Raw genomic sequence first — 20509 nt, 5'->3', positions numbered from 1 at the left:
TGAAGCAGAAAGAGGAGAGACCATGAGGCAGTATCGCAACCGTTTGACTCTGATTATGCTTACTTTAATCGGGTTATCCATGCTTGCGGCAGGCCTGGCTATGGTGACGGTGTTCAAACAGTCCCATATCCAGCTGCTGGAGGATAATATGGTCCGGGAGATTCGGCTCCTGCAGACCATGATGGAGTTCCCGGATACGGACGGCGCGGAAGCCGTTTCGTATTATACCGACAGGTCCTTGCAGCTGGAGGAGCTGTCCGATGCGAGAGTGACGTTCATACTGAAGGACGGCAGGGTGATCGGGGATTCGGAAAGCGACCCGTTGACCATGGATAATCATGCTTATCGCGAGGAGATGCTTCAAGCGCTCAAAGAAGGCCGCGGGAGTACCATTCGCCGCAGCGATACGCTTCAGCAGGATATGCTGTATGTCGCTCTCCCGGTCAAGGCCGGGGAGAATTTCGACGGATTCGTTCGGTTGTCCGTCAGCCTGAAGGAAGTCGACCAGGGAGTCAAGCAAGGCTGGACCGTCATGGGGATCGGCCTGCTGGTGTTATTTCTGATTGCTGCCTTGGTGAGCTACCGCGTCGCTCAAGGGTTAACGTCGCCGCTTGAGAAGATTACGCGCGTAGCTAGACGGATCTCGCGTCTGGAATACGATGCGAGAGTCAAGATTCACCGTAAGGACGAGATCGGTCAATTGGCGCAAGCCATCAATGGAATGGCAGACAGCCTTCAAACCCAGCTGCGGACGATACGGGATAACGAAGACTTGCTGCAAAGCGTCCTCAACAATATGACAGGGGGCATCGTCTTGGTTAGCGGAGCCGGCCAAATCATCCTTGTAAACCGGGCCGCTGAGAAGATGCTCGGCATTAACGCCGAGGTGATTACCGGGAAATCGTACCGCGAGCTGAAGCAGCATTATGAATTGACCAAACTGATGGAGGAAGGCCTTGGAAGCCAAGCGGACTTCCATGAGGAACGCAACGTTTATTATCCGGTGGAATCGATTATCCGCATTGACGGAGTGACGATGATGCAAGAGGAAGAGCAGGAGCCTTATCGGCGGGGCATGCTCTTCCTGTTGCAGGACGTTAGCGATATCCGCAGGCTCGAACGCATGCGAAGCGAATTCGTTGCCAATGTGTCTCATGAGCTGAAGACCCCGCTGGCTGCGGTGAAAGGGTTTGCCGAAACGCTGCTCGGCGGCGGAGTTACCGACGAGAAGACGTCACGTTCCTTCCTCCAGATCATCTATGACGAATCCGAACGGCTGAACCGTCTGATCGGTGACATTCTGGAGCTGTCCAAGATCGAATCGAAGCGGATTCAGATGGATTACTCGCCGATTCATCTGTCGGCGTTCTTTGATACGATATCCGAAATGATGCGCACGGTAGCGGAGAAGAAGCGGATCGGCCTGGAGCTCGACGTTCCGGAGGAGCTGTTTATGGAAGGCGATGAGGATAAGCTTCGCCAGATATTTATGAATCTTCTCTCGAATGCCATCAGTTACACGCAGGAGGGCGGACGAGTAAAATTAACGGCGCGTGAAAAGCATAATGACGGGAGTGCCGATGATTTCGTGGAATTCGTTGTCAAGGATTCCGGGATTGGCATTCCGAAGAAGGATCTACCCCGCATTTTTGAACGATTTTACCGGGTGGATAAAGCGCGTTCGCGCGGATCCGGCGGAACGGGGCTCGGCCTATCGATCGTTAAGCATCTGGTGGATCTTCACCACGGAACCATCAAGGTGGAAAGCGAGCTGGGCATCGGAAGCTCCTTCATCATCGAGCTTCCGATCCTGCAGGAAACCCACGATACAGGGAGTTAACACTCCGTTAACATTCTGTTGATATACTTGCATGAGCAGTCCAATTAACAAGATAAGGGCGGGGGTACCATTGACGCAACGCATGCTTGTCATCGAAGATGAGCCGACACTTTCGCGGCTGTTGTCTTACAATTTGACGCAGGAAGGCTTTCAAGTCGAAGTAGAGGAACACGGTACGGCAGGTTACGAGAAAGCGTCACAACATGAATACGATTTGATCCTGCTGGATGTTATGCTGCCTGGCATGAACGGCTTTCAGATCTTAGAGAAACTACGCAGTAACGGAATTACGACGCCGATCATCATTTTGACCGCGAAGAACGCCGAAGAGGAAGTTGTTCAAGGTTTGAAGATGGGGGCGGATGACTATATTACCAAGCCGTTTGGCGTGTCCGAACTGCTGGCTCGCGTATCGGCCGTCATGCGCCGGGTGTCCGGCCATGCTGACGAGGTAAAGACGACGGACAATCAAGGCAACGTCATTTCGCTTGGACAGCTGGAAATCTATCCAGAGAAATACGAGGTGCGGCTTGGCGGTCAGAGCATTAATCTCCGTCCGAAAGAATTCGAGGTGCTTCTCTATCTGGCCAAGAAACCGGGCGTGGTGTTAACAAGGGACGATCTGATGAACGTGGTCTGGGGCTTCGATTATATCGGCGGACAGCGAACCGTCGACGTTCACGTGAGCTCCCTGCGCAAGAAGCTTGAACTTGATCCTGAGTCCGTACACATCGACTCCATCCGCGGAGTTGGTTATAAACTTGTGGTAAATCCCATTAAAGGCTCCCATCATTCGATTTGAAATGATGCGGAGTATTTTTTTTTGGGTCTTTGGGCAGGACCTAAGCATGTCCAATGTCTCATATTCTTGCCAACATCCCTCCTTCGTTTACACTCCCTTAATCATTCGAGAATATTCCCATAACACTTGTCCGTTAAGATGCGTCTAAAGGACCAGATCAATCAAGGGGTGAGGGCGCATGACACTGCTTCAATGCCAACCGAATCAGACAGAGAGAACCGAAGCGGAAGTAGAGGCGGCAATGGATGGCCAATCAGCAAGCAAACCTGAAGCAGGCGCATTATATCGGCAGTACATAAGAAAGGTCCCTATTATCCGAAAATCCGAAACCTGCCTCGACGTGCTGAATGTTTTTACGAAGGATCAGCATATTCCTTGCGTTATTTATTGCGATGAGGCAGACAGGCCGTCGGGGCTGATCATGCGGGATGTTTTTTACCGGCGAATGATGGGCCGGTTTGCCGTTGACCTGTATTATTCCAGGCCGGCCTTCCAGTTTGGGGACCATCAACCGATGAAGGTCGATGTGACCGAGAAGGTAGGAACACTGCTGCAATTGGCCCTGCAGCGCCCGGATTCGAAATTTTATGATTGCGTCCTGATGACGGAGGCTGACCGCCTGCTGGGCGTGCTTACCGTACGGGATTTAATGAGTCTGTCAAGCGGTCTCCAAACGGAAGCGGAAGAGAAGCGGGAGCTGATTCTTCAGGAAAGCTTCCGGCATACCGGGAACATCCAATCCTCGTTGACCGAGGTTCGAGCGGCGGCAGCCAGAACGAATGCGGAATGTATACGGATGAGGGAATGGTCCCAGACGGGTAAGAAGAAGCTTGACCATGTCCGAACCTCTTATCTTGGCCTTGTGGAGGATATGACGAAGCGTGAAGGGCAGGCCGCCGAGCTCGCTGCGGATGCCAGTCGCATTTCTTCGATAACCGGCATGATTACCGAGCTGGCCAATCAAAGCAGTTTGCTGGCAATGAATGCTTCGATTGAAGCTGCGCATGCCGGAGAGCATGGGCGGGGATTTCAAGTGGTCGCGGCAGAGGTGCAGTCGCTGGCCAAACAAACGCGTAAGCTGTCAGGGGATATCGCCCAGCTGTTGGAGCACATCCAGCGGCTGGCGGGAGATACAGCCGTTGGCGCCGTATCTTCGCTGAAGGAAATCCAGTCCTGTGAGGGGTATGTAACGGAAGGCGCCGATATGTTTAACGAAATGGAGAGCGCCGTCGAGAAGGTTCAGAAGTCGGGGAATCAGGTTTATCAACTGGCGGAGGAAACCGTTAGGCGCGTCGAGCGGGTGAAGGATGAGCTCGCAGGATTAAACGGATCGTTAGAAGAAAAGCCGAGCCTATGAATCTAGTTTTATCAAAATATTTTACACTGCGTTTACATTTCTCAGAAACTGTTATTACATTACGGGATTATTATCAATATTGTAAGTAGGAAGTTAGAGACAACAACCATTTTGAAGGAGTGGATTCGTTTGTTTAAAAGAAGGGGTCGTAAACCAGCAGGTATTCTTGTACTGGTATTGATGCTGAGCACGCTTTTGGCGGCATGCGGCGGAGGAACAACTTCCGGCGGTGCTTCCGGAGAAAATACAGACAACGGTTCAGCACAGCAAAATGAAGGAAGTACAACAACAGCTTTGTCGGGAACGATTGAAATTGACGGTTCCAGTACATTGCATCCATTGACCGAAGCCATTGCCGAAGAGTTCGGCGCAGCTAACCCGGATGTCCGCATTCCGATCGGAACAGGCGGAACAGGTGGCGGTTTCAAACGCTTTAACAATGGAGAGATTCCAATCTCCAATGCATCCCGTCCAATTAAAGACAGTGAAGCTGAAGAAGCAAAATCCAAGGGCATTTCCTATCATGAGGTTCTGGTAGCTTATGACGGACTATCCGTTGTTGTTAACCCGAGCAATGAATTCGTAGATAAATTGACAGTAGATGAGCTGAAGAAAATTTACGAGCCGAACAGCACCGTAAAAACATGGGCTGACGTTCGCGAAGGATGGCCGGCTGAGGAAATCAAAATTTACTCTCCTGGTACAGACCACGGAACATTCGACTACTTCACAGAAGCGATTAACGGTGAAGCACAAGCAAGCAGAAACGACAGCCAAATCACGTTCAGTGCCGATACCAACGCAGTCGTACAAGGAGTTGCTGGCGACAAAAACTCCATCGGATACTTCGGATTCTCCTTCTATGAAGAGAACCAAGACAAATTGAAGCTGGTTCCGATCGATAACGGTACAGCTACCGTAGCTCCAAGCATGGAAACGATCAAGGATAACAGTTATGCTCCATTGTCCCGTCCGCTGCTGCTCTACGTAAACGATAAAGAGCTTGAGCGCCCGGAAGTGAGTGCATTCATGACCTTCTACCTTGATAATGCCGCTAGTCTTGCTGGCGAAGTCGGTTTCGTACCGCTTCAAGACGAACAGTATCAAGAAGAAAAAGACAAGTTGGCAAAATAATAAAGATTTCATGCCCGAAGGGAATCCTTCGGGCAACCCATAGAAAGGGAAGAGGAGAATGAACAAAACTTCACCCGTGGCGGCAAACACTAAAAGCATGACATTCCGTCGAAGCAAAACGCGCATCTCAGACAAAATCATTCCAATCCTGCTCGGCTTGTGTGCCATGCTTTCGGTGTTTACCACCATCGGTATTGTATATACGCTTCTACAGGAATCCGTGATCTTCTTCAAGGAAGTGCCGGTATGGTCCTTCTTGACCGGAACGACATGGAGTCCGATTCTCCCTCCAAAAGAATTCGGCGTGCTGCCCCTGCTGGGCGGCACATTGCTGATTACAGGCATTGCGATCATTTTCGCAGTGCCTATCGGCTTGGCATGCGCTATTTATCTCAATGAATACGCTCCTGCCCGGGTTCGGGGGGTTGTAAAGCCAGTGCTTGAAGTATTGGCTGGTGTACCAACGATTGTTTACGGATATTTTGCGCTTGAAACCGTAACGCCATTCCTTCAAAAGATTTTTCCCGATATGGGGATATTCAATGCGCTTAGCGCGGGGCTCGTGGTCGGCATCATGGTCCTGCCGATGATTTCGTCTTTAAGCGAAGACGCGATGCGTGCTGTTCCCAAGAGTCTTCGTCATGGAGCATACGCGCTGGGTGCTACCCGCTTTGAGGTTGCGCTGAAGATCGTGCTTCCAGCCGCTCTGTCCGGGGTCGTATCCTCATTCGTATTGGCATTCTCGCGCGCGATCGGCGAAACGATGATCGTGACGGTGGCTGCAGGCGCCACGCCGCAGCTGACGCTGAATCCGCTGGAAAGCATTCAGACGATGACTTCGTATATCGTTCAGGTAAGCATGGGAGACGTTCCGCGAGGAACGATTGAATACGGTACGATTTTTGCAGTAGGTTTGACCTTGTTTGTCATCACCTTCTTGCTTAATATATTGGCGCAGTGGGTCGCTCGCCGCTTCAGGGAGGAATACTAGATGGAACAATTGAATCTGGGGGACAGCAAAGGAATCAACCGGAGACGCCGTAGTGACCAGACGCTGCATATGATTTTCCTGGCTTGTACCAGCATCGGTATTCTTGTTTTGATGGCTTTGATCGTGACGATCGTGATGGATGGCGTTCATCGGCTCTCGCCTGAGCTGTTCACCAACTTTCCGTCGCGCATCGCGGATAAAGCAGGACTGAAATCGCCGATTGTCGGCACGATTTATTTGCTTTTGCTCATGGCTCCACTGTCCTTCGTATTGGGCGTGGGCGCGGCCATCTTTCTCGAAGAGTATGCGGGCCGCAGCCGCTGGGTTCGGCTCATTCAGCTGAATATCAGTACGCTTGCAGGGGTTCCTTCTATTATATACGGTATCCTGGGGCTGGCGATTTTCGTGCGCGGCATGAATCTTGGTCGCAGCCTGTTGTCCGGGGTGCTAACGATGACGCTTCTCGTGCTGCCGATTATCATCGTTGCGGCGCAGGAGGCGCTTCGCGCCGTGCCTAAGAACCGGCGTGACGCTTCATACGCGTTGGGAGCAACGAAGTGGCAAACGGTATCCAGCGCCGTGCTGCCGTCAGCGATTCCTGGAATTATGACCGGGGTTATCCTGGCCTTGTCTCGTGCGATCGGCGAAACCGCACCGCTTATCATGATTGGTGCTTTAACGTACGTGGCCTTCTTGCCGGAAAATCTGCTCGATTCGTTTACTGTCATGCCGATCCAGATCTTTAACTGGGTATCCAGACCAAGTGAGGCATTCCACGAGCTGGCAGCTTCGGGTATCATCCTGCTGCTCATCATGCTGTTCATCATGAACATCGCAGCCGTGTGGATTCGGAACAAGTATTCGAAGAACATCTAAGAGAGGCATAGCAGATCTAATCGTGAAAAAGGAGACATGAATAAGATATGGAATCCATCATACAGATAAAAAAATTGAATTTATACTACGATACGTACCATGCGCTTAAAAACGTCGATCTGGACATTCCGGAGAAAACGGTGACGGCATTCATCGGACCGTCGGGCTGCGGTAAGTCAACGCTGCTGCGTACGCTGAATCGGATGAACGACATGATCCCTTCCACCCGAATCGAAGGCAGCGTGCAAATCGGCGGGACGGAAATCTATAGCGAGGAGGTCCACGTCGAGGCCTTGCGCAAGCAGGTAGGGATGGTGTTCCAGCAGCCGAATCCGTTCCCTAAATCGATCTATGACAACATCGCTTACGGGCCGCGCCTGCACGGCATCCGCAATAAAGCGGAGCTTGACCAAATCGTGGAGCAAAGCTTGAAGCAGGCTGTGCTGTGGGACGAAGTCAAAGATTATCTTAAGCGTTCTGCGCTGAGCCTGTCCGGCGGCCAACAGCAGCGCCTGTGCATTGCCCGGGCCCTTGCCGTACAGCCGGATATCCTGCTCATGGACGAAGCTACGTCCGCGCTGGACCCGATCTCGACGCTGAAGATCGAAGAGCTGGTGCAGGAGCTGAAGAGCAAATACACCATCGTCATGGTTACGCACAACATGCATCAGGCTGCGCGCGTATCCGGACAGACGGTATTTTTCCTGAATGGCGAAGTGGTTGAATCCGCAAACACCGATACGCTATTCTCGACGCCGTCGGATGCACGTACCGAGGATTATATCTCGGGCCGTTTCGGTTAAGGCCGTTATTACGACAATGATCTTTCTTAAAAGTAGATAGGAGGAGCATCATACATGATCCGGAGAATTGAGTTTGATCAGCAGCTTGATGAGCTGAGAAGTTTGCTGCAGGATATGGGCAAGCATATGGAGGAGGCGCTGGCAAACAGCGTGGAGTCCCTCCAGACCTTGGATGCGGAGAAAGCGCAGGCGGTTATCAAGAACGATGTGCAGTTAAACAACATGGAAGAGCAAATCATGGACATCGGTTCCCGCCTGATCGTGACCCAGCAGCCTGTGGCAAAGGATTTGCGCCGAATACTGGTTGCTTTCCGGATTGCAAGCGATTTGGAGCGTATGGGAGACTTGGCGCGGGATGTCGCTAAAGTTACAATCCGTCTGCAAGGCCAGAAACTGATCAAGCCTTTGGTGGATCTTCCGCGGATGTCGGATATGGTGCGTGCGATGGTTTCGGAATCCATCGAATCCTATCTGACGGAAAATACGGATCTGGCTTATAAAATGGCACAGGATGATGATCAGGTCGATCACTTGTACAGCGTCATTCTGCAGGACCTGTATTCGCATCTGACATCCGATCCGGATTCGGCCAATCAAGCGATGCTGCTGATCATGGTGGGACGCTACATCGAACGGATCGCCGACCATGCAACCAACATCGGCGAGAGCACGGTGTACCTCGTAACGGGTCATCGTCCCGACCTCAATCAATAGCAAAATGTTAGTCAAACGCTGGCGAAAGCCGGCGTTTTTTTTGCGAGAATTTAGAACATTCCAGCGAAGCGGAAGCAATTCTTTCATCGCATTTATATGTTTTGGGGCCCCCGCAAAGTATTTGGAATAAGCATCGAAGAACATGCTTCACTTTGTGGGGTTATTTTGCGTGAAAACACGAATTCACCGTTAATCGAACGGATTGTTCGGATTTGGCGTTAACCTATGTTATCATGTGGAAAGGAAGTAATATTGGTGCGAGGTGTTCTATGGACAAGCTGATTCTGATTGATGGAAATAATATCATTTACCGGGCATTCTTTGCGATGCCGCCGCTGACCAATGCCAGCGGACAACAGACGAATGCGGTTTACGGCTTTACGACGATGCTGCTTCGCTTGATCGAGGAGCATAAACCGACGCATATGATGGTGGCATTCGATGCCGGCAAGGAAACATTCCGCCATGCGGATTTTCAGGAGTACAAGGGCGGCCGACAAAAGACCCCGCCGGAGCTTTCAGGACAATTCCCGCTGCTGAAAGAGCTGCTGAAAGGCCTGGGTGTCTCCCAATTCGAAATCGGCGGTTATGAGGCCGACGACATTATCGGTACGATTACCCGCCAGGCTGACGAAGCCGGCCGCAAGGTGATGGTCGTCTCCGGGGATAAGGATATGCTGCAGCTGGCTTCGGAGCATACCACGATCGCGATGGTCCGCAAAGGCGTCACCGAAATCGAGTATTACGGACCGGAACAGATTAAGGAGCGGTATAACCTGACGCCTGATCAGATTATCGACCTTAAGGGATTGATGGGCGATGCTTCCGATAACATTCCCGGCGTTCCGGGAGTAGGGGAGAAGACCGCGCTGAAGCTGCTTCATGAATTCGGATCCGTTGAAGCGGTGGTGTCCCGGACCGATGAGCTGAAGGGCAAGATGAAAGAGAAGATTGAGGAGCATGCGGATTCCGCCATACTCAGCAAAAAGCTGGCTACGATCTTCCGCGAAGTGCCGCTGGAACAGTCGCTTGATGAAATGGCATTTACGGGCCTGAATGAAGAGACGGCTGGTCCCGCACTGGCGAAGCTCGAGTTTAAATCGCTTATTGAAAGGTTGAACCTGAGCACAAGCGGTGCCCCTGGTGATGCGGCGGAGTCGAAGCCCGAAGCGAAGATCGACGTGACCCTTGTGGACGCGACGGGAATTGCCGAGGTTGCGGATCATCTGGCACAAGTGACCGTGCTCCATGTGGAAACGCATGGGGACAACCCCCATCATGCGGACGTGATCGGGCTGGCACTCGCGACGGAGGAGCGGCAGTACTTCCTCCCGTTTGACGTGCTGAAGTCGGAAGAGGCGGAGCCTGTCCGTGCTTGGCTTGCCGATAGCGAGATCCCAAAACGCGGGTATGACCTGCACCGTATTGACCTGGCGCTGCATTGGCAGGGCATCGCTTTTGCCGGCGCGGCATTCGACGTTCACCTGGCAGCCTACCTGCTTGATCCTACGGAATCGAATCAAACCCTTAGCGGTCTGGCCTCCAAGTACGGTCTGGCCTATCTTCAAGCCGATGAGGACGTGTTCGGTAAAGGGGCCAAGTACAAGGTTCCCGATGTGGAGAAGCTCAGCGAGCACATGGCCAGAAAATGCCTGGCCGTATCCGAACTGGTTCCCATTCAGGAGAAGGAACTGGCTGCCAATGAAATGCTCCCGCTGTTCCATGATCTGGAGATGCCGCTTTCGCGCATTCTGGCCGATATGGAGAAGCAGGGAATTGCCGTGAATGCGGAGGATTTGAAGGAGCTGGGACGCGAGTTCGAAGGGCAGATCGCGAAGCTTGTTCAGGAGATCTACGAGATCGCCGGAACGGAATTCAATCTCAATTCGCCTAAACAGCTCGGTGAAATCCTGTTTGTGAAGCTGGAGCTGCCGGTCATCAAGAAGACCAAAACCGGTTATTCCACCGATGCCGAGGTGCTCGAAAAGCTGGCGCCTTATCACGATATCGTCCGCCTGATTTTACAGTACCGTACTTTGGCCAAGCTGCAATCCACTTACGTGGAAGGACTGCTGAAGGAGATTTCATCCGTAACCGGCAAAGTGCATACCTACTATCGTCAGACCATTGCCGCTACCGGCCGTCTGAGCAGCCAATACCCGAATTTGCAGAACATTCCGATCCGTCTGGAGGAAGGGCGCAAGCTGCGCAAGGTTTTCGTTCCGTCGGAACCGGGCTGGAGCATTCTGGCGGCGGACTACTCCCAAATCGAGCTTCGCGTGCTTGCGCATATCTCGGACGACGAACGGCTGAAGGAAGCCTTCGTCCACGACATGGACATCCACACCAAGACGGCGATGGACGTGTTTGGAGTCGGCATGGATGAGGTGGACTCCAATATGCGCCGGTCCGCCAAGGCGGTTAACTTCGGCATCGTGTATGGAATCAGCGACTATGGCCTGTCCCAGAACCTGAACATTACGCGGAAGGAAGCGGCAGCATTTATCGACCAGTATTTCGAGGTGTTCCAGGGCGTGCGGCGCTATATGGACGTGATCGTCAAGCAGGCGAAGCAAGACGGGTATGTGAAGACCTTGCTCGAACGCAGACGGTATCTGCCGGAGATTAACGCCAGTAATTTCAACCTGCGCTCTTTTGCGGAGCGGACGGCGATGAATACGCCGATTCAGGGAACGGCCGCGGACATCATCAAGCTGGCCATGGTCCATATGGACAAGGCGCTCCATGAGCGCCAATTGAAGAGCCGCATGCTGCTCCAGGTGCACGATGAATTGGTGTTCGAGGTACCGGAGGATGAGCTGGAGGTCATGAAGGAATTGGTGCCGGACGTGATGAGTCAGGCGCTGAAGCTGTCCGTGCCGCTGAAATCGGAAGTCAGCTATGGCGAGAACTGGTACGAGGCGAAGTAAAAGCTGCACGGCGTGCTGGCGGATAGGGTTTGTTTAGGGGGATCATGGAGTGAAGAGGGGGGCGGTTATGCACCATACCTTTCCACAAAACCATGGTCCCGCTCTGTCCCAACTTCCGGTATAATGGGGGATGAGGTGAAGTCATTATGCCGGAATTGCCGGAAGTAGAAACCGTGAAACGAACACTGAACCAATTGATTAAAGGTAAGCATATAGATCACGTATCCGTGAACCTGCCGCGGATTATCCAGCGTCCTGACGATATCGAGGCATTTGCTTTTATGTTAAAGGGCCATACCGTGGAAGGCGTGGAGCGCCGCGGGAAGTTTTTGCGGATCTTGCTGGACGGGCTGGTGCTCGTTTCGCATCTTCGGATGGAGGGGCGTTACGGGGTGTACCGAGCCGAGGAGCCGGTGGAGAAGCATACCCATGTCATCTTCCATTTCTCGGACGGGACGGAGCTGCGGTACAAGGACGTGCGCCAATTCGGAACGATGCATCTATTTGCGCCGGGGGAAGAGTTCCAGCATGCTCCCCTTGCCAAGCTTGGTTATGAGCCGCTGGATGACACGTTTACGTTCGGAACCTTCAAGGAAGTCATCGGCACCAAGAAAACGAAGATCAAGGCGGTGCTGCTGAATCAGGCATATGTGGTCGGCATCGGCAATATATATGTTGATGAGGCCTTGTTCCGGGCCAAGATTCATCCGGAGCGGAACGCGAACAGCCTGAAGGACGCCGAGCTTAAGCGATTGTATCATGCGATCGTGGATACGTTGTCCGAAGCCGTCGACGCGGGCGGATCTTCCATCAAGTCCTATGTCAACGGGCAGGGCGAGATGGGGATGTTCCAGAACAGCCATCAGATTTACGGTCGGAAGGACAAGCCATGCCATGCGTGCGGCGGCCCGATTCATAAGATCGTGGTCGGCGGACGGGGGACCCATTACTGCCCGAAGTGTCAGCCGGTCAAGAAGTAATTGAATAGGCGTGCACCCATTCCTGCTCCCCCACATATAATGTGGAACATATGTGGAGCGCATCGGCAGCTCTTCTTCATGAATGAGCAGCTTGATGTGGAGCTTTGGAGGAGGGAAAAGGGTGCTCAGTCATATTTTCTCGTCTGCCCTGCTGGCGATGGCGTTAAGCCTGGACGGATTTGGGGCAGGGGTTACATACGGTCTGCGCAAAACAAGGATACCGCTGCTGTCTGTATTGATCATCTCGCTGTGTTCCGGTTTGGTGCTTGGCGTCTCCATGCAGGCAGGCGCGCTGCTGCAGCGGTTCTTATCCCCGTCTGCGGCATCCGTGATCGGAGCTGCCATATTGATACTGCTGGGCCTATGGTCTTTATATCAGCAGGTTCGGAGAACCAGCGAGCCTGAAGTGCAGCCGGCATCCGCCGTGGATTCTTCCGCATCGCTTACGGAAACGCCGGGAGCCATTCATCAAGGGACACCGCGTCGTGAAGTTACCACGGCAGGCCAAGAGCAGCTTCAGCGAGCGGTATTCTCCCTTGAAATACCGAAGATCGGCGTCGTCATTCAAATTCTCCGCAGCCCGACGAAAGCGGATCTGGACGACTCCGGCAGCATCTCTCCATGGGAGGCGATGTGGCTGGGGATCGCGCTGTCGCTCGATGCGTTCGGAGCCGGGCTCGGCGCAGCGATGCTGGGTTTCTCACCGCTAGGCACCGCAGCCGTGGTTTCCTTGTTCAGCGGGATATTTCTGGTGCTGGGCATGCGGGTCGGCCTCCGTTTTGCGGCCAAGGGAGGCATGCGTTTTATCTCGTATTTGCCTGCTTTTTTATTAGTTGTCATGGGTATAATGAAGCTGTTATGAGGTGAAGTCATGAATATCGGTTTAACCGGAGGAATTGCAACAGGCAAAAGCACCGTGTCCTCCATGTTGGCCATGAAGGGAGCGCTTCTCGTCGATGCGGATATCATCGCCCGGGAAGTGATGCTCCCGGGTCATCCGGTGCTGGGTAAAGTGACCGAACATTTTGGACAAGCGATCCTTTTTGAAGACGGTACGTTGAATCGAAAGAAGCTCGGGGAGATGATTTTCCATCATCCGGAGCAGAGGGCGGCATTGAATGAGATTACGCATCCGGCAATCCGGCAGGAAATCCGGGAACGGACGGAGGCGTATGAACGGCAGCATCCCGACCGGCTCGTGGTAGCGGATATTCCATTGCTGCTGGAGGCAAGGGAAGCCTATCCTTATCTGAAGCAGATCGCTGTTGTCTATGTCCCGCGCGAGCTGCAGCTTGCGCGTTTGATGGAGCGGGACGCTCTTACCCGGGAAGCGGCAGAGGCGCGTCTTAGCAGCCAGATGGACATTGAGCAGAAGAAGCTTCGAGCGGATATCCTGATCGATAACAGCGGCACGTTGGCCGAAACGCAGCAGCAGGTGGACAACCTGTGGAATAGGTTGGTTCAGTTATGAAGTGGCTTCGTAAAAAAAGGGTGCTGCTCCTGCTGTTCGTTTCTTTTGTAGCGCTGCTGTTCCTAAGCTCCAATTGGATGACCCTGCTGTATCCGATCCATTATAAGGATGAGATCCGCAAACATGCCGCATATTATGAGGTCGATCCGTTTCTGGTGGCCTCGATCATCCGGGTGGAAACGAATTTCAAGCCGGGCAAGGAATCCAAGAAGGGCGCGCTGGGCATTATGCAGCTGATGCCGGATACGGCGAACTGGGCGATGGAAATGGCCAAGCTCCCGTCGGTGAACCTGCTGAGCGTAAAGAATGAAGTGGATGCGAACATCCAGCTGGGCACCTGGTACATTCAGAATCTGCACAAGGAAATGGACGGCAATCCGATTGCCGCCATCGCCGCTTATAACGCGGGCCCGGGGAACGTCAAGAATTGGATCAACAAGGGCATGTGGGACGGAACCTATGAGAACGTGAAGAGTATACCCATCGGGGAAACCCGGCATTATGTACAGCGCGTGATTTATTATTATAATCAATATACGGATGTGTATAAGGGCGGCTTCTAAAGAAAAAAAGAGCGCTGGACAGGCTCTTACATCGAGCCGCCAACACTCCTTTTTTAAGGAAGAATCAATTATTGACCGGAGTATTGACCAGCCAATTGTTGCTCGGCCAGGGTTACAAGACGCTTTGTGATGTATCCCCCGATCGAACCGTTCTCATAGGAAGTCATGTTACCTTGGTATCCGTCTTGTGGAATGGAGATACCAAGTTCTTGAGCTACCTCGTACTTCAGTTGCTCAAGAGCAGCGTTTGCGCGAGGAACAACCAGGTTGTTGGAGTTGTTGTTGCTTTGTGCCATGTTAAGTTCACCTCCTTGGGTTGGTAAAAGTATTATGTCTCGGGTCTCGCATTTTCATAACATAAAAGACAAAAGTTTTGCTGGTAAATTTTTCTGACGCCCATTAAGGGCGAATCACGCTGAATACAAAGGAAGTGAAGACAACTTATGAAGTGTCCATATTGCAGTTATGCCGGAACGAAAGTGCTGGATTCCAGGCCTGCCAACGAGAATAAATCCATCCGCCGCCGCAGGGAATGCGAGCAGTGCAGCAAGAGATTCACAACCTTTGAAATGGTGGAGGAAACGCCGCTGATCGTCGTGAAAAAGGACGGAAGCCGCGAAGAGTTCAGCCGGGAGAAGGTGCTCCGCGGTTTGATAAGGGCATGCGAGAAGCGTCCGGTATCCGTGGACCAGCTGGATATGATCGTATCGGATGTCGAGAAGGCGCTGCGCAATACCGCGGCGGCGGAAGTGGAGAGCCGCCAGATCGGGGAGCTTCTGATGGAGCGGTTATATCCTGTCGACGAGGTGGCTTACGTTCGGTTTGCGTCCGTATACCGGCAGTTCAAGGATATCAATATGTTCATGAAGGAACTGAAAAGCCTGCTGTCCAAGGATACGGACGTCCAGGAGCTGTAAGAGCGCCACGGTTCTTAAAGTTCTTAAATGACCCTGGTGCTCTTCCGGCGCTTTCATGGCGCCAAACTCTCAACATCGATAAGTGACATTATATAGAGAAGGAAAAAAGGCACTGCGCATTATCAAAAAAGTTCTGAAAAAGTGTTGACATGCCTGCTGATTTTTTATATGATATAGAAGTCGCTTACGGGGCCTTAGCTCAGCTGGGAGAGCGCATCGCTGGCAGCGATGAGGTCAGGGGTTCGATCCCCCTAGGCTCCATACGAAGAGAAACCCTTGAGAAATCAAGGGTTTTTTTGTTTTTATAACTTTTTAATACTTCCCAGAAAATTTAATTATAACATGAGCGTAAAAAAAAGGAGGTACAACGCATCGTTGATTGTTCTTACTTTATTGTATCGCCTGTAACAGAAGTAGGGGCGGCATCTGTCGCTCGATTTGCCTTAAATCCGGAAGAGAGCAGCAAGACCAAAAATCCACCGGCGACGCCCCACAAAATCAAGGCGTTTGAGTGAGCTGCGTCCAGTCCGCCGAAGTACATTACTTCCCGTAGCCCTCCTGCCGCGAACCGCAGTGGCGTCCACGAATAGATCCAATCTCGCGTCGTCTGCGACAAGAACTCCGGAGCCATGTTCAGAAGCGGCACCGAGAAGAACATCAGCAGTACGAGCAGCGGTATTGCACGGAATCCGATCCAATTCAGCAAGGAAGATTGCAACAAGAAGAACGCCGATCCAGCCAACCATAAGAACAACCACGTCTCCCCCGCGTTCGCCAGTTCCATGCCGTACCACGACGAAGCCATCCATATGGTGAAGCATGAGGCAATGCCGACGATCGCAAGCCCCCCGATAGCTTGCAGCGCGCTGACTGTCCATCTCCTTGAACCCGCGGCGACCGCCTTCTGGCTAGCCAGGAGCAAGACGACTCCGGTCACCATGCTGCCGATCCATATAATCTGGGTAAACAAACCCGGCGCATTCCCCGCCGCATGATTCACTCCCGGTGGATGCACGACTTCCTCCTGAACGTTCACCGGTGTCATTAAAGCTTTAGCCGTCTCAATGGGAATTTGCTCCGTTTGCTGTCCGATCTGCCCAAGCAGCTGCTGCAACAGTTCCCCATTGATCATGTTCATCGCTTGCCCCATTGCCTGTCTTACGACCATCGAGGCTTGGGTGTTCATACCCTCGTTGGAGATGATTCTCACATTAGGGTGAATCGGCGAGTGAGTCGCTAACGAGAGTAAACCGCTGCTCAGATCCGCCGGAATCACCATCGCTCCGTAATATTCGCGTTTATCCAGTCCTTCCCGAGCCTTTTCCTCGGAATCCACGACATGCCAGACAAACGGCATTGCCGGGCTCGACAGCAACCTTTCCCGGATCATTTCCCCTATCGCAAACGTTTCTCCAGTCGGCAGCTCCGCCGGCTGGTCAAGGATAACGAGGGCCACCGGGACCTCCTTTGGCTTCGATCCAAGCACCGATCCCATCATCGCTACCCCGAATACGGTCAACACGATCAGGACGAGCACCATTCCCAGCCACATCATTTTTTGTGTCAGCATTTTCATGATCCACTACTCCTTGTTCTTTATAATGAACATATGGTTGACTATCAACGGCAATGTTCATTTGTGAAGGGCTACCATATAATATGGCTGCATCACACGGTCACTTCATGGCAATGAACAAAAATAGCGTTGCTGCAGCAACGCTTCTGTATCTTTTTGATTACAAAATTGATTGCTCAAGTACATTCGTGAAGCGCAAGACATCACCGCACTTACATTTCGGCAATGCCTTGCGATTTAGCCACACAAATTTCAAAATCTACTGTTCGAATTTTTTCGTTTTTCTGCCGGCAGTATGGCCTCGATTACGTCCCAATGCTCAGCGATCTTTCCATCCTCTACGCGGAACAAATCGTAGAAAGCAGTATGTTGACCATCAAATAGACCTTCACTCATTGTAAGGACAAAATCGCCTTGTCCGATTACTTGGTGGACATGAGTATATTGAAACTCAATATTTCTCTCCTTCAGAGCCTGCAAAGCAGTATGAAGACCTGAAAGGCCGTCTGCAATATGCGGACTATGCTGAATGTAGTGATCTCCATCAAAGTAAGAGGCCAGCAGGTCAGGGTTCTTCCCGAGCAAGATGTTCTCAACATAGCTTTTGACAAATGCTTTGTTGGCATCCGTCTTGTCGATATCCTTAATCGTAACCGGTCCGTCAATCATCGTATGATTGCTTGGTGTCTTCTCCACCATCTCTTGCAAATTGTCCCAATGCTCGACGATGAGTCCATTCTCAAAACGGAAGAGATCAAATACGATTTTAGGGCCGTGAAAATGATATACAGAATGAAGAGCCACATAATTTCCGTCAACTAAAGTACGCTTAATGCTTACCTTGGTACCCATTTCCTTTAAATGATCAAGTGCGCCAAGCATGGATTCACGACCATCGAGTAAGGCCTGGTTATGCTGAATATATTGATCTGGATGAACGTAAGCCGTAATCGCTTCAGGGTTGCCGCTCTCAAAACTTTCCAGTACGGCGACTGCCTTACGAACAAGCTCATGTTGATGGTTGGATGTCATTGGAATATCCTCCTTGGAATTTTTTTTGGTCATTAGATAAATAATGAACATTACGTTGTTTATTTATCTGTTGCTCATTATAATAGAGGCTAATATAACGCTCAATATTCAATATTTTTAGTTATGATGGATAACAGACAACTCATAAAACTTTGTCGCTTAACGACCTAAATAAATTTTAGGGGGAACGAAAACAATGAACAAGAAAACCGACCTAAGAATACTGCGCACGAAACAATCGATTCGAAAGGCGTTTTATGAGCTTATTCAGGAAAAGGGATATGAATCGATAACGATCCAGGATATTGCCGATCGGGCTATGATCAATCGAAACACTTTTTATCTCCACTACCAAAACAAGCCTGAGTTATTAGATACATGTATGAATGAATTGTTAAGCGCATTAAAGGATGCGGTTGTTCTTTGTCCCATCAGCATGAATCCTTTCAGTATTTCTCTACTCGAGACAGTCATGCAAACTGTACTGGAGCATATTTCTCTAAATTTGACCTTTTATCATTCCATGTTAATAGATGAGAATAGAATCTATCAGTTTCAAGCGAAAATGGAAAATATCATTAAAGATAAATTAATGGAGGGGTGGAAACCTGCTCAGGGAAACTCCCCATTAGCGATATCCAAGGAATTGCTGATCGAATACCTCGGAGCGTCTTTCATGGGGATTGTCATTTGGTGGATTAAAAACGATAAACCCCTTCCTGCAGATGAAGTTTCATCTCAGTTTAGCAGAATCGTTGCCTACGGGCATTTAAGGGCTGCCGGCATCGCCGTCGAGGAATAAAATTAGCGAAGTAGAAGGAGCAGGGTTCAGATCTGCCCTTTACATTTGAATGACATGGTGCTAATATTGATTTCGATAGTTATAGAACTGCAGAAGATATGCGGGGAGGTGGGTACAGTGGGAGAAAATCAAGAAGCTATCGGGCAAGCGGTTAAAGTGTATAAAGCTTTGGGGGAACCCACCCGGCTGAAGATCGCTTTACTGCTCGCGAAAGAGAGCAATTTATGCTTCACCGCGGTCGGTGAAAGGCTTGAATCGGTTGCAGGCTCGACGCTATCGCATCATTTAAAGCAATTGACGGACTCTGGCTTGATTGATTCTCGCAAGAATGGATCGTTTATTCACTATAACGTCAATCGAGAAGTCGCGGAAAAATTTGCGCCGTTTTTGCTGGCGTAATTTTTTTGAAAATCATTTCTATATATTTAGAACAGTAGAAATGGTGGGGCTCATACTTGAATGAGGTTTTGGCGTACGAGTCGACTTGGAATGATCCTTCAATGATCTTTGCTAATCATTCCTATTCCATATTAAGAAGGAGAGAATAACTATGAGCGGTCAAACGAATACGATGGAGATTGGAATGAGCACCTTCCTCCATGCTAATCCCGGAAATGGCGGTGTCTCGCATGCCCAGAGGCTGCGCCAAGCGATCGAAGAAATCCAATTGGCAGATCAGGTCGGCCTTGATGTTTATGCCATCGGCGAGCATCATCGCATCGAATACACAAGCTCGTCGCCAGCCGTCATTCTGGCAGCAGCTGCAGCTACAACGAAGCGGATCCGGCTCTCGAGCGCAGTGACGGTGCTATCTTCGGACGATCCGGTGCGGATATATCAGGACTTTGCAACGTTGGACGGTCTGTCGAACGGGCGAGCGGAGATCATGGCCGGACGGGGTTCGTTCATCGAATCTTTCCCGCTATTCGGCTATGATCTGAAAGATTACGAGGAATTGTATGAAGAGAAACTGGAACTGCTGTTGAAGATTCGCGCTTCCGAAAAGGTGACCTGGCGTGGCGGTCATCGCCCGGCGATTGACAACATGGGCGTCTATCCTCGTGCACAGCAGCAGCCTTTGCCTGTCTGGATCGGAACAGGGGGCAGCCCGGAATCGGCTGTTCGGGCCGGCTTGCTGGGACTTCCGATTGCCTTCTCTATCCTGGGTGGAGCGCCGCAGAGATTCGCACCCTTAGTCGAGCTTTATAAAGAAGCCGCCGTGAAAGCAGGTCACGATCCGAATAAGCTGCAAATTGCTACACATTCGCATGGCTTTATTTCGAATACGGCACAAGAGGCAGCTAAGCGGTATTACCCTGTCATGGCCGGCCAAATGAACCACATTGGACGGGAACGAGGCTGGTCTACCTATACACGTGACTCGTACGATTCAGCCCGCAGCCTTCACGGCGCTCTTTACGTCGGAGATCCCGAATACGTCGCAGAAAAAATCGTGCTGCTGCATAAGAACCTTGGCTTGACTCGCTTCATGATGTACAACGATTTCAGTTCGTTGCCGCATCGCGACTTGCTGCGAACGATTGAGCTTCTCGGCACCAAAGTAGCGCCGATTGTCCGTAAGGAGCTCGCTCGTCAGACGCAAGGCCATAAAGCTTAAAACAGAGTACGAACGCTTGGAACGAGGAGGCTTGATTGAGCCGAGAAATGTAAGTCGGCGAATTGAGCATTATTTTTTAACTATGACTTCTATAGATCTAGAA

The 20509-nt window shown here is 51.3% G+C and carries 20 protein-coding genes and 1 tRNA gene; 18 read left to right on the top strand and 3 right to left on the bottom strand.

All coding sequences use genetic code 11. The features are described 5' to 3' along the window. The first annotated feature begins 22 nt into the window (after nucleotides 1–22). From pnpS to GYMC10_RS24260, 13 genes are all read left to right on the top strand, one after another. The gene (pnpS, locus tag GYMC10_RS24320) at nucleotides 23–1840 is read left to right on the top strand and encodes a two-component system histidine kinase PnpS (protein ID WP_015736979.1); all 1818 of its coding nucleotides are present in this window, start codon (nucleotides 23–25) and stop codon (nucleotides 1838–1840) included. Between the two features lie 70 nt (nucleotides 1841–1910). Continuing rightward, nucleotides 1911–2642: a response regulator transcription factor gene (locus GYMC10_RS24315; RefSeq protein ID WP_015736978.1), complete on the top strand. Its 732-nt coding sequence runs from the start codon at nucleotides 1911–1913 to the stop codon at nucleotides 2640–2642. A 178-nt stretch (nucleotides 2643–2820) separates the two neighbouring features. After that, a complete protein-coding gene (locus tag GYMC10_RS24310; RefSeq protein ID WP_041622051.1) occupies nucleotides 2821–3999 on the top strand; it encodes a methyl-accepting chemotaxis protein in 1179 nt (392 codons plus the stop codon). A gap of 129 nt (nucleotides 4000–4128) precedes the next feature. Then, nucleotides 4129–5133: a PstS family phosphate ABC transporter substrate-binding protein gene (locus GYMC10_RS24305; protein ID WP_009594622.1), complete on the top strand. Its 1005-nt coding sequence runs from the start codon at nucleotides 4129–4131 to the stop codon at nucleotides 5131–5133. 97 nt (nucleotides 5134–5230) lie between these two features. After that, nucleotides 5231–6124 carry a phosphate ABC transporter permease subunit PstC gene (pstC, locus tag GYMC10_RS24300; RefSeq protein WP_009594642.1) on the top strand — a complete coding sequence of 298 codons (894 nt, stop codon included), beginning with the start codon at nucleotides 5231–5233 and terminating at the stop codon, nucleotides 6122–6124. Next, nucleotides 6125–7000 (top strand): phosphate ABC transporter permease PstA, encoded by an 876-nt coding sequence (gene pstA, locus GYMC10_RS24295; protein ID WP_009594637.1) that lies wholly within the window; start codon nucleotides 6125–6127, stop codon nucleotides 6998–7000. It begins immediately after the preceding gene. A gap of 47 nt (nucleotides 7001–7047) precedes the next feature. Then, nucleotides 7048–7803, top strand: a complete 756-nt coding sequence (pstB, locus tag GYMC10_RS24290) for a phosphate ABC transporter ATP-binding protein PstB (protein ID WP_009594645.1) — start codon at nucleotides 7048–7050, stop codon at nucleotides 7801–7803. Nucleotides 7804–7857: 54 nt separating this feature from the next. Continuing rightward, nucleotides 7858–8517 (top strand): phosphate signaling complex protein PhoU, encoded by a 660-nt coding sequence (phoU, locus tag GYMC10_RS24285; protein ID WP_015736975.1) that lies wholly within the window; start codon nucleotides 7858–7860, stop codon nucleotides 8515–8517. Nucleotides 8518–8786: 269 nt separating this feature from the next. Then, nucleotides 8787–11447, top strand: a complete 2661-nt coding sequence (polA, locus tag GYMC10_RS24280) for a DNA polymerase I (RefSeq protein WP_015736974.1) — start codon at nucleotides 8787–8789, stop codon at nucleotides 11445–11447. A gap of 146 nt (nucleotides 11448–11593) precedes the next feature. Continuing rightward, complete coding sequence (mutM, locus tag GYMC10_RS24275) at nucleotides 11594–12427, top strand: DNA-formamidopyrimidine glycosylase (protein WP_015736973.1); 834 nt, start codon at nucleotides 11594–11596, stop codon at nucleotides 12425–12427. Between the two features lie 121 nt (nucleotides 12428–12548). Continuing rightward, nucleotides 12549–13289, top strand: coding sequence for an MntP/YtaF family protein (locus GYMC10_RS24270; protein ID WP_015736972.1), 741 nt, complete (start codon nucleotides 12549–12551; stop codon nucleotides 13287–13289). Between the two features lie 9 nt (nucleotides 13290–13298). Beyond that, nucleotides 13299–13898, top strand: coding sequence for a dephospho-CoA kinase (coaE, locus tag GYMC10_RS24265; protein ID WP_015736971.1), 600 nt, complete (start codon nucleotides 13299–13301; stop codon nucleotides 13896–13898). Next, nucleotides 13895–14461, top strand: a complete 567-nt coding sequence (locus GYMC10_RS24260; protein WP_015736970.1) for a lytic transglycosylase domain-containing protein — start codon at nucleotides 13895–13897, stop codon at nucleotides 14459–14461. Before coaE ends, GYMC10_RS24260 begins: the two co-directional genes overlap by 4 nt. 68 nt (nucleotides 14462–14529) lie before the next feature. On the opposite strand, the gene GYMC10_RS24255 is transcribed toward GYMC10_RS24260, so the two are convergent. Next, nucleotides 14530–14757 (bottom strand): alpha/beta-type small acid-soluble spore protein, encoded by a 228-nt coding sequence (locus tag GYMC10_RS24255; protein ID WP_006212016.1) that lies wholly within the window; start codon nucleotides 14755–14757, stop codon nucleotides 14530–14532. Between the two features lie 147 nt (nucleotides 14758–14904). Between GYMC10_RS24255 and nrdR the strand changes: the two genes are divergently transcribed. Further along, nucleotides 14905–15378: a transcriptional regulator NrdR gene (nrdR, locus tag GYMC10_RS24250; RefSeq protein WP_006212015.1), complete on the top strand. Its 474-nt coding sequence runs from the start codon at nucleotides 14905–14907 to the stop codon at nucleotides 15376–15378. Nucleotides 15379–15566: 188 nt separating this feature from the next. Beyond that, a tRNA-Ala gene (locus GYMC10_RS24245) sits at nucleotides 15567–15639 on the top strand. A gap of 124 nt (nucleotides 15640–15763) precedes the next feature. Here the strand turns inward: GYMC10_RS24245 and GYMC10_RS24240 are convergent. Next, complete coding sequence (locus GYMC10_RS24240; protein WP_015736969.1) at nucleotides 15764–16954, bottom strand: YhgE/Pip domain-containing protein; 1191 nt, start codon at nucleotides 16952–16954, stop codon at nucleotides 15764–15766. Between the two features lie 252 nt (nucleotides 16955–17206). Continuing rightward, the gene (locus GYMC10_RS24235) at nucleotides 17207–17986 is read right to left on the bottom strand and encodes a nuclear transport factor 2 family protein (RefSeq protein WP_015736968.1); all 780 of its coding nucleotides are present in this window, start codon (nucleotides 17984–17986) and stop codon (nucleotides 17207–17209) included. A gap of 196 nt (nucleotides 17987–18182) precedes the next feature. Between GYMC10_RS24235 and GYMC10_RS24230 the strand changes: the two genes are divergently transcribed. The 3 genes from GYMC10_RS24230 (at nucleotide 18183) to GYMC10_RS24220 (ending at nucleotide 20406) form a co-directional block, all read left to right on the top strand. After that, nucleotides 18183–18788: a TetR/AcrR family transcriptional regulator gene (locus GYMC10_RS24230; RefSeq protein ID WP_015736967.1), complete on the top strand. Its 606-nt coding sequence runs from the start codon at nucleotides 18183–18185 to the stop codon at nucleotides 18786–18788. 117 nt (nucleotides 18789–18905) lie between these two features. Then, entirely contained in the window at nucleotides 18906–19187 is a 282-nt protein-coding gene (locus tag GYMC10_RS24225) for an ArsR/SmtB family transcription factor (RefSeq protein WP_015736966.1), read from the top strand. A gap of 151 nt (nucleotides 19188–19338) precedes the next feature. After that, nucleotides 19339–20406 (top strand): LLM class flavin-dependent oxidoreductase, encoded by a 1068-nt coding sequence (locus GYMC10_RS24220; protein ID WP_015736965.1) that lies wholly within the window; start codon nucleotides 19339–19341, stop codon nucleotides 20404–20406. The last annotated feature ends 103 nt before the right edge of the window (nucleotides 20407–20509 follow it).

It is taken from the genome of Paenibacillus sp. Y412MC10 (assembly GCF_000024685.1).
In the GTDB taxonomy this organism is placed as follows: Bacteria; Bacillota; Bacilli; order Paenibacillales; family Paenibacillaceae; genus Paenibacillus_AQ; species Paenibacillus_AQ lautus_A.
Note: the sequence above shows the minus strand (reverse complement) of the source record. Positions and strands in the feature narration are given on the sequence as shown.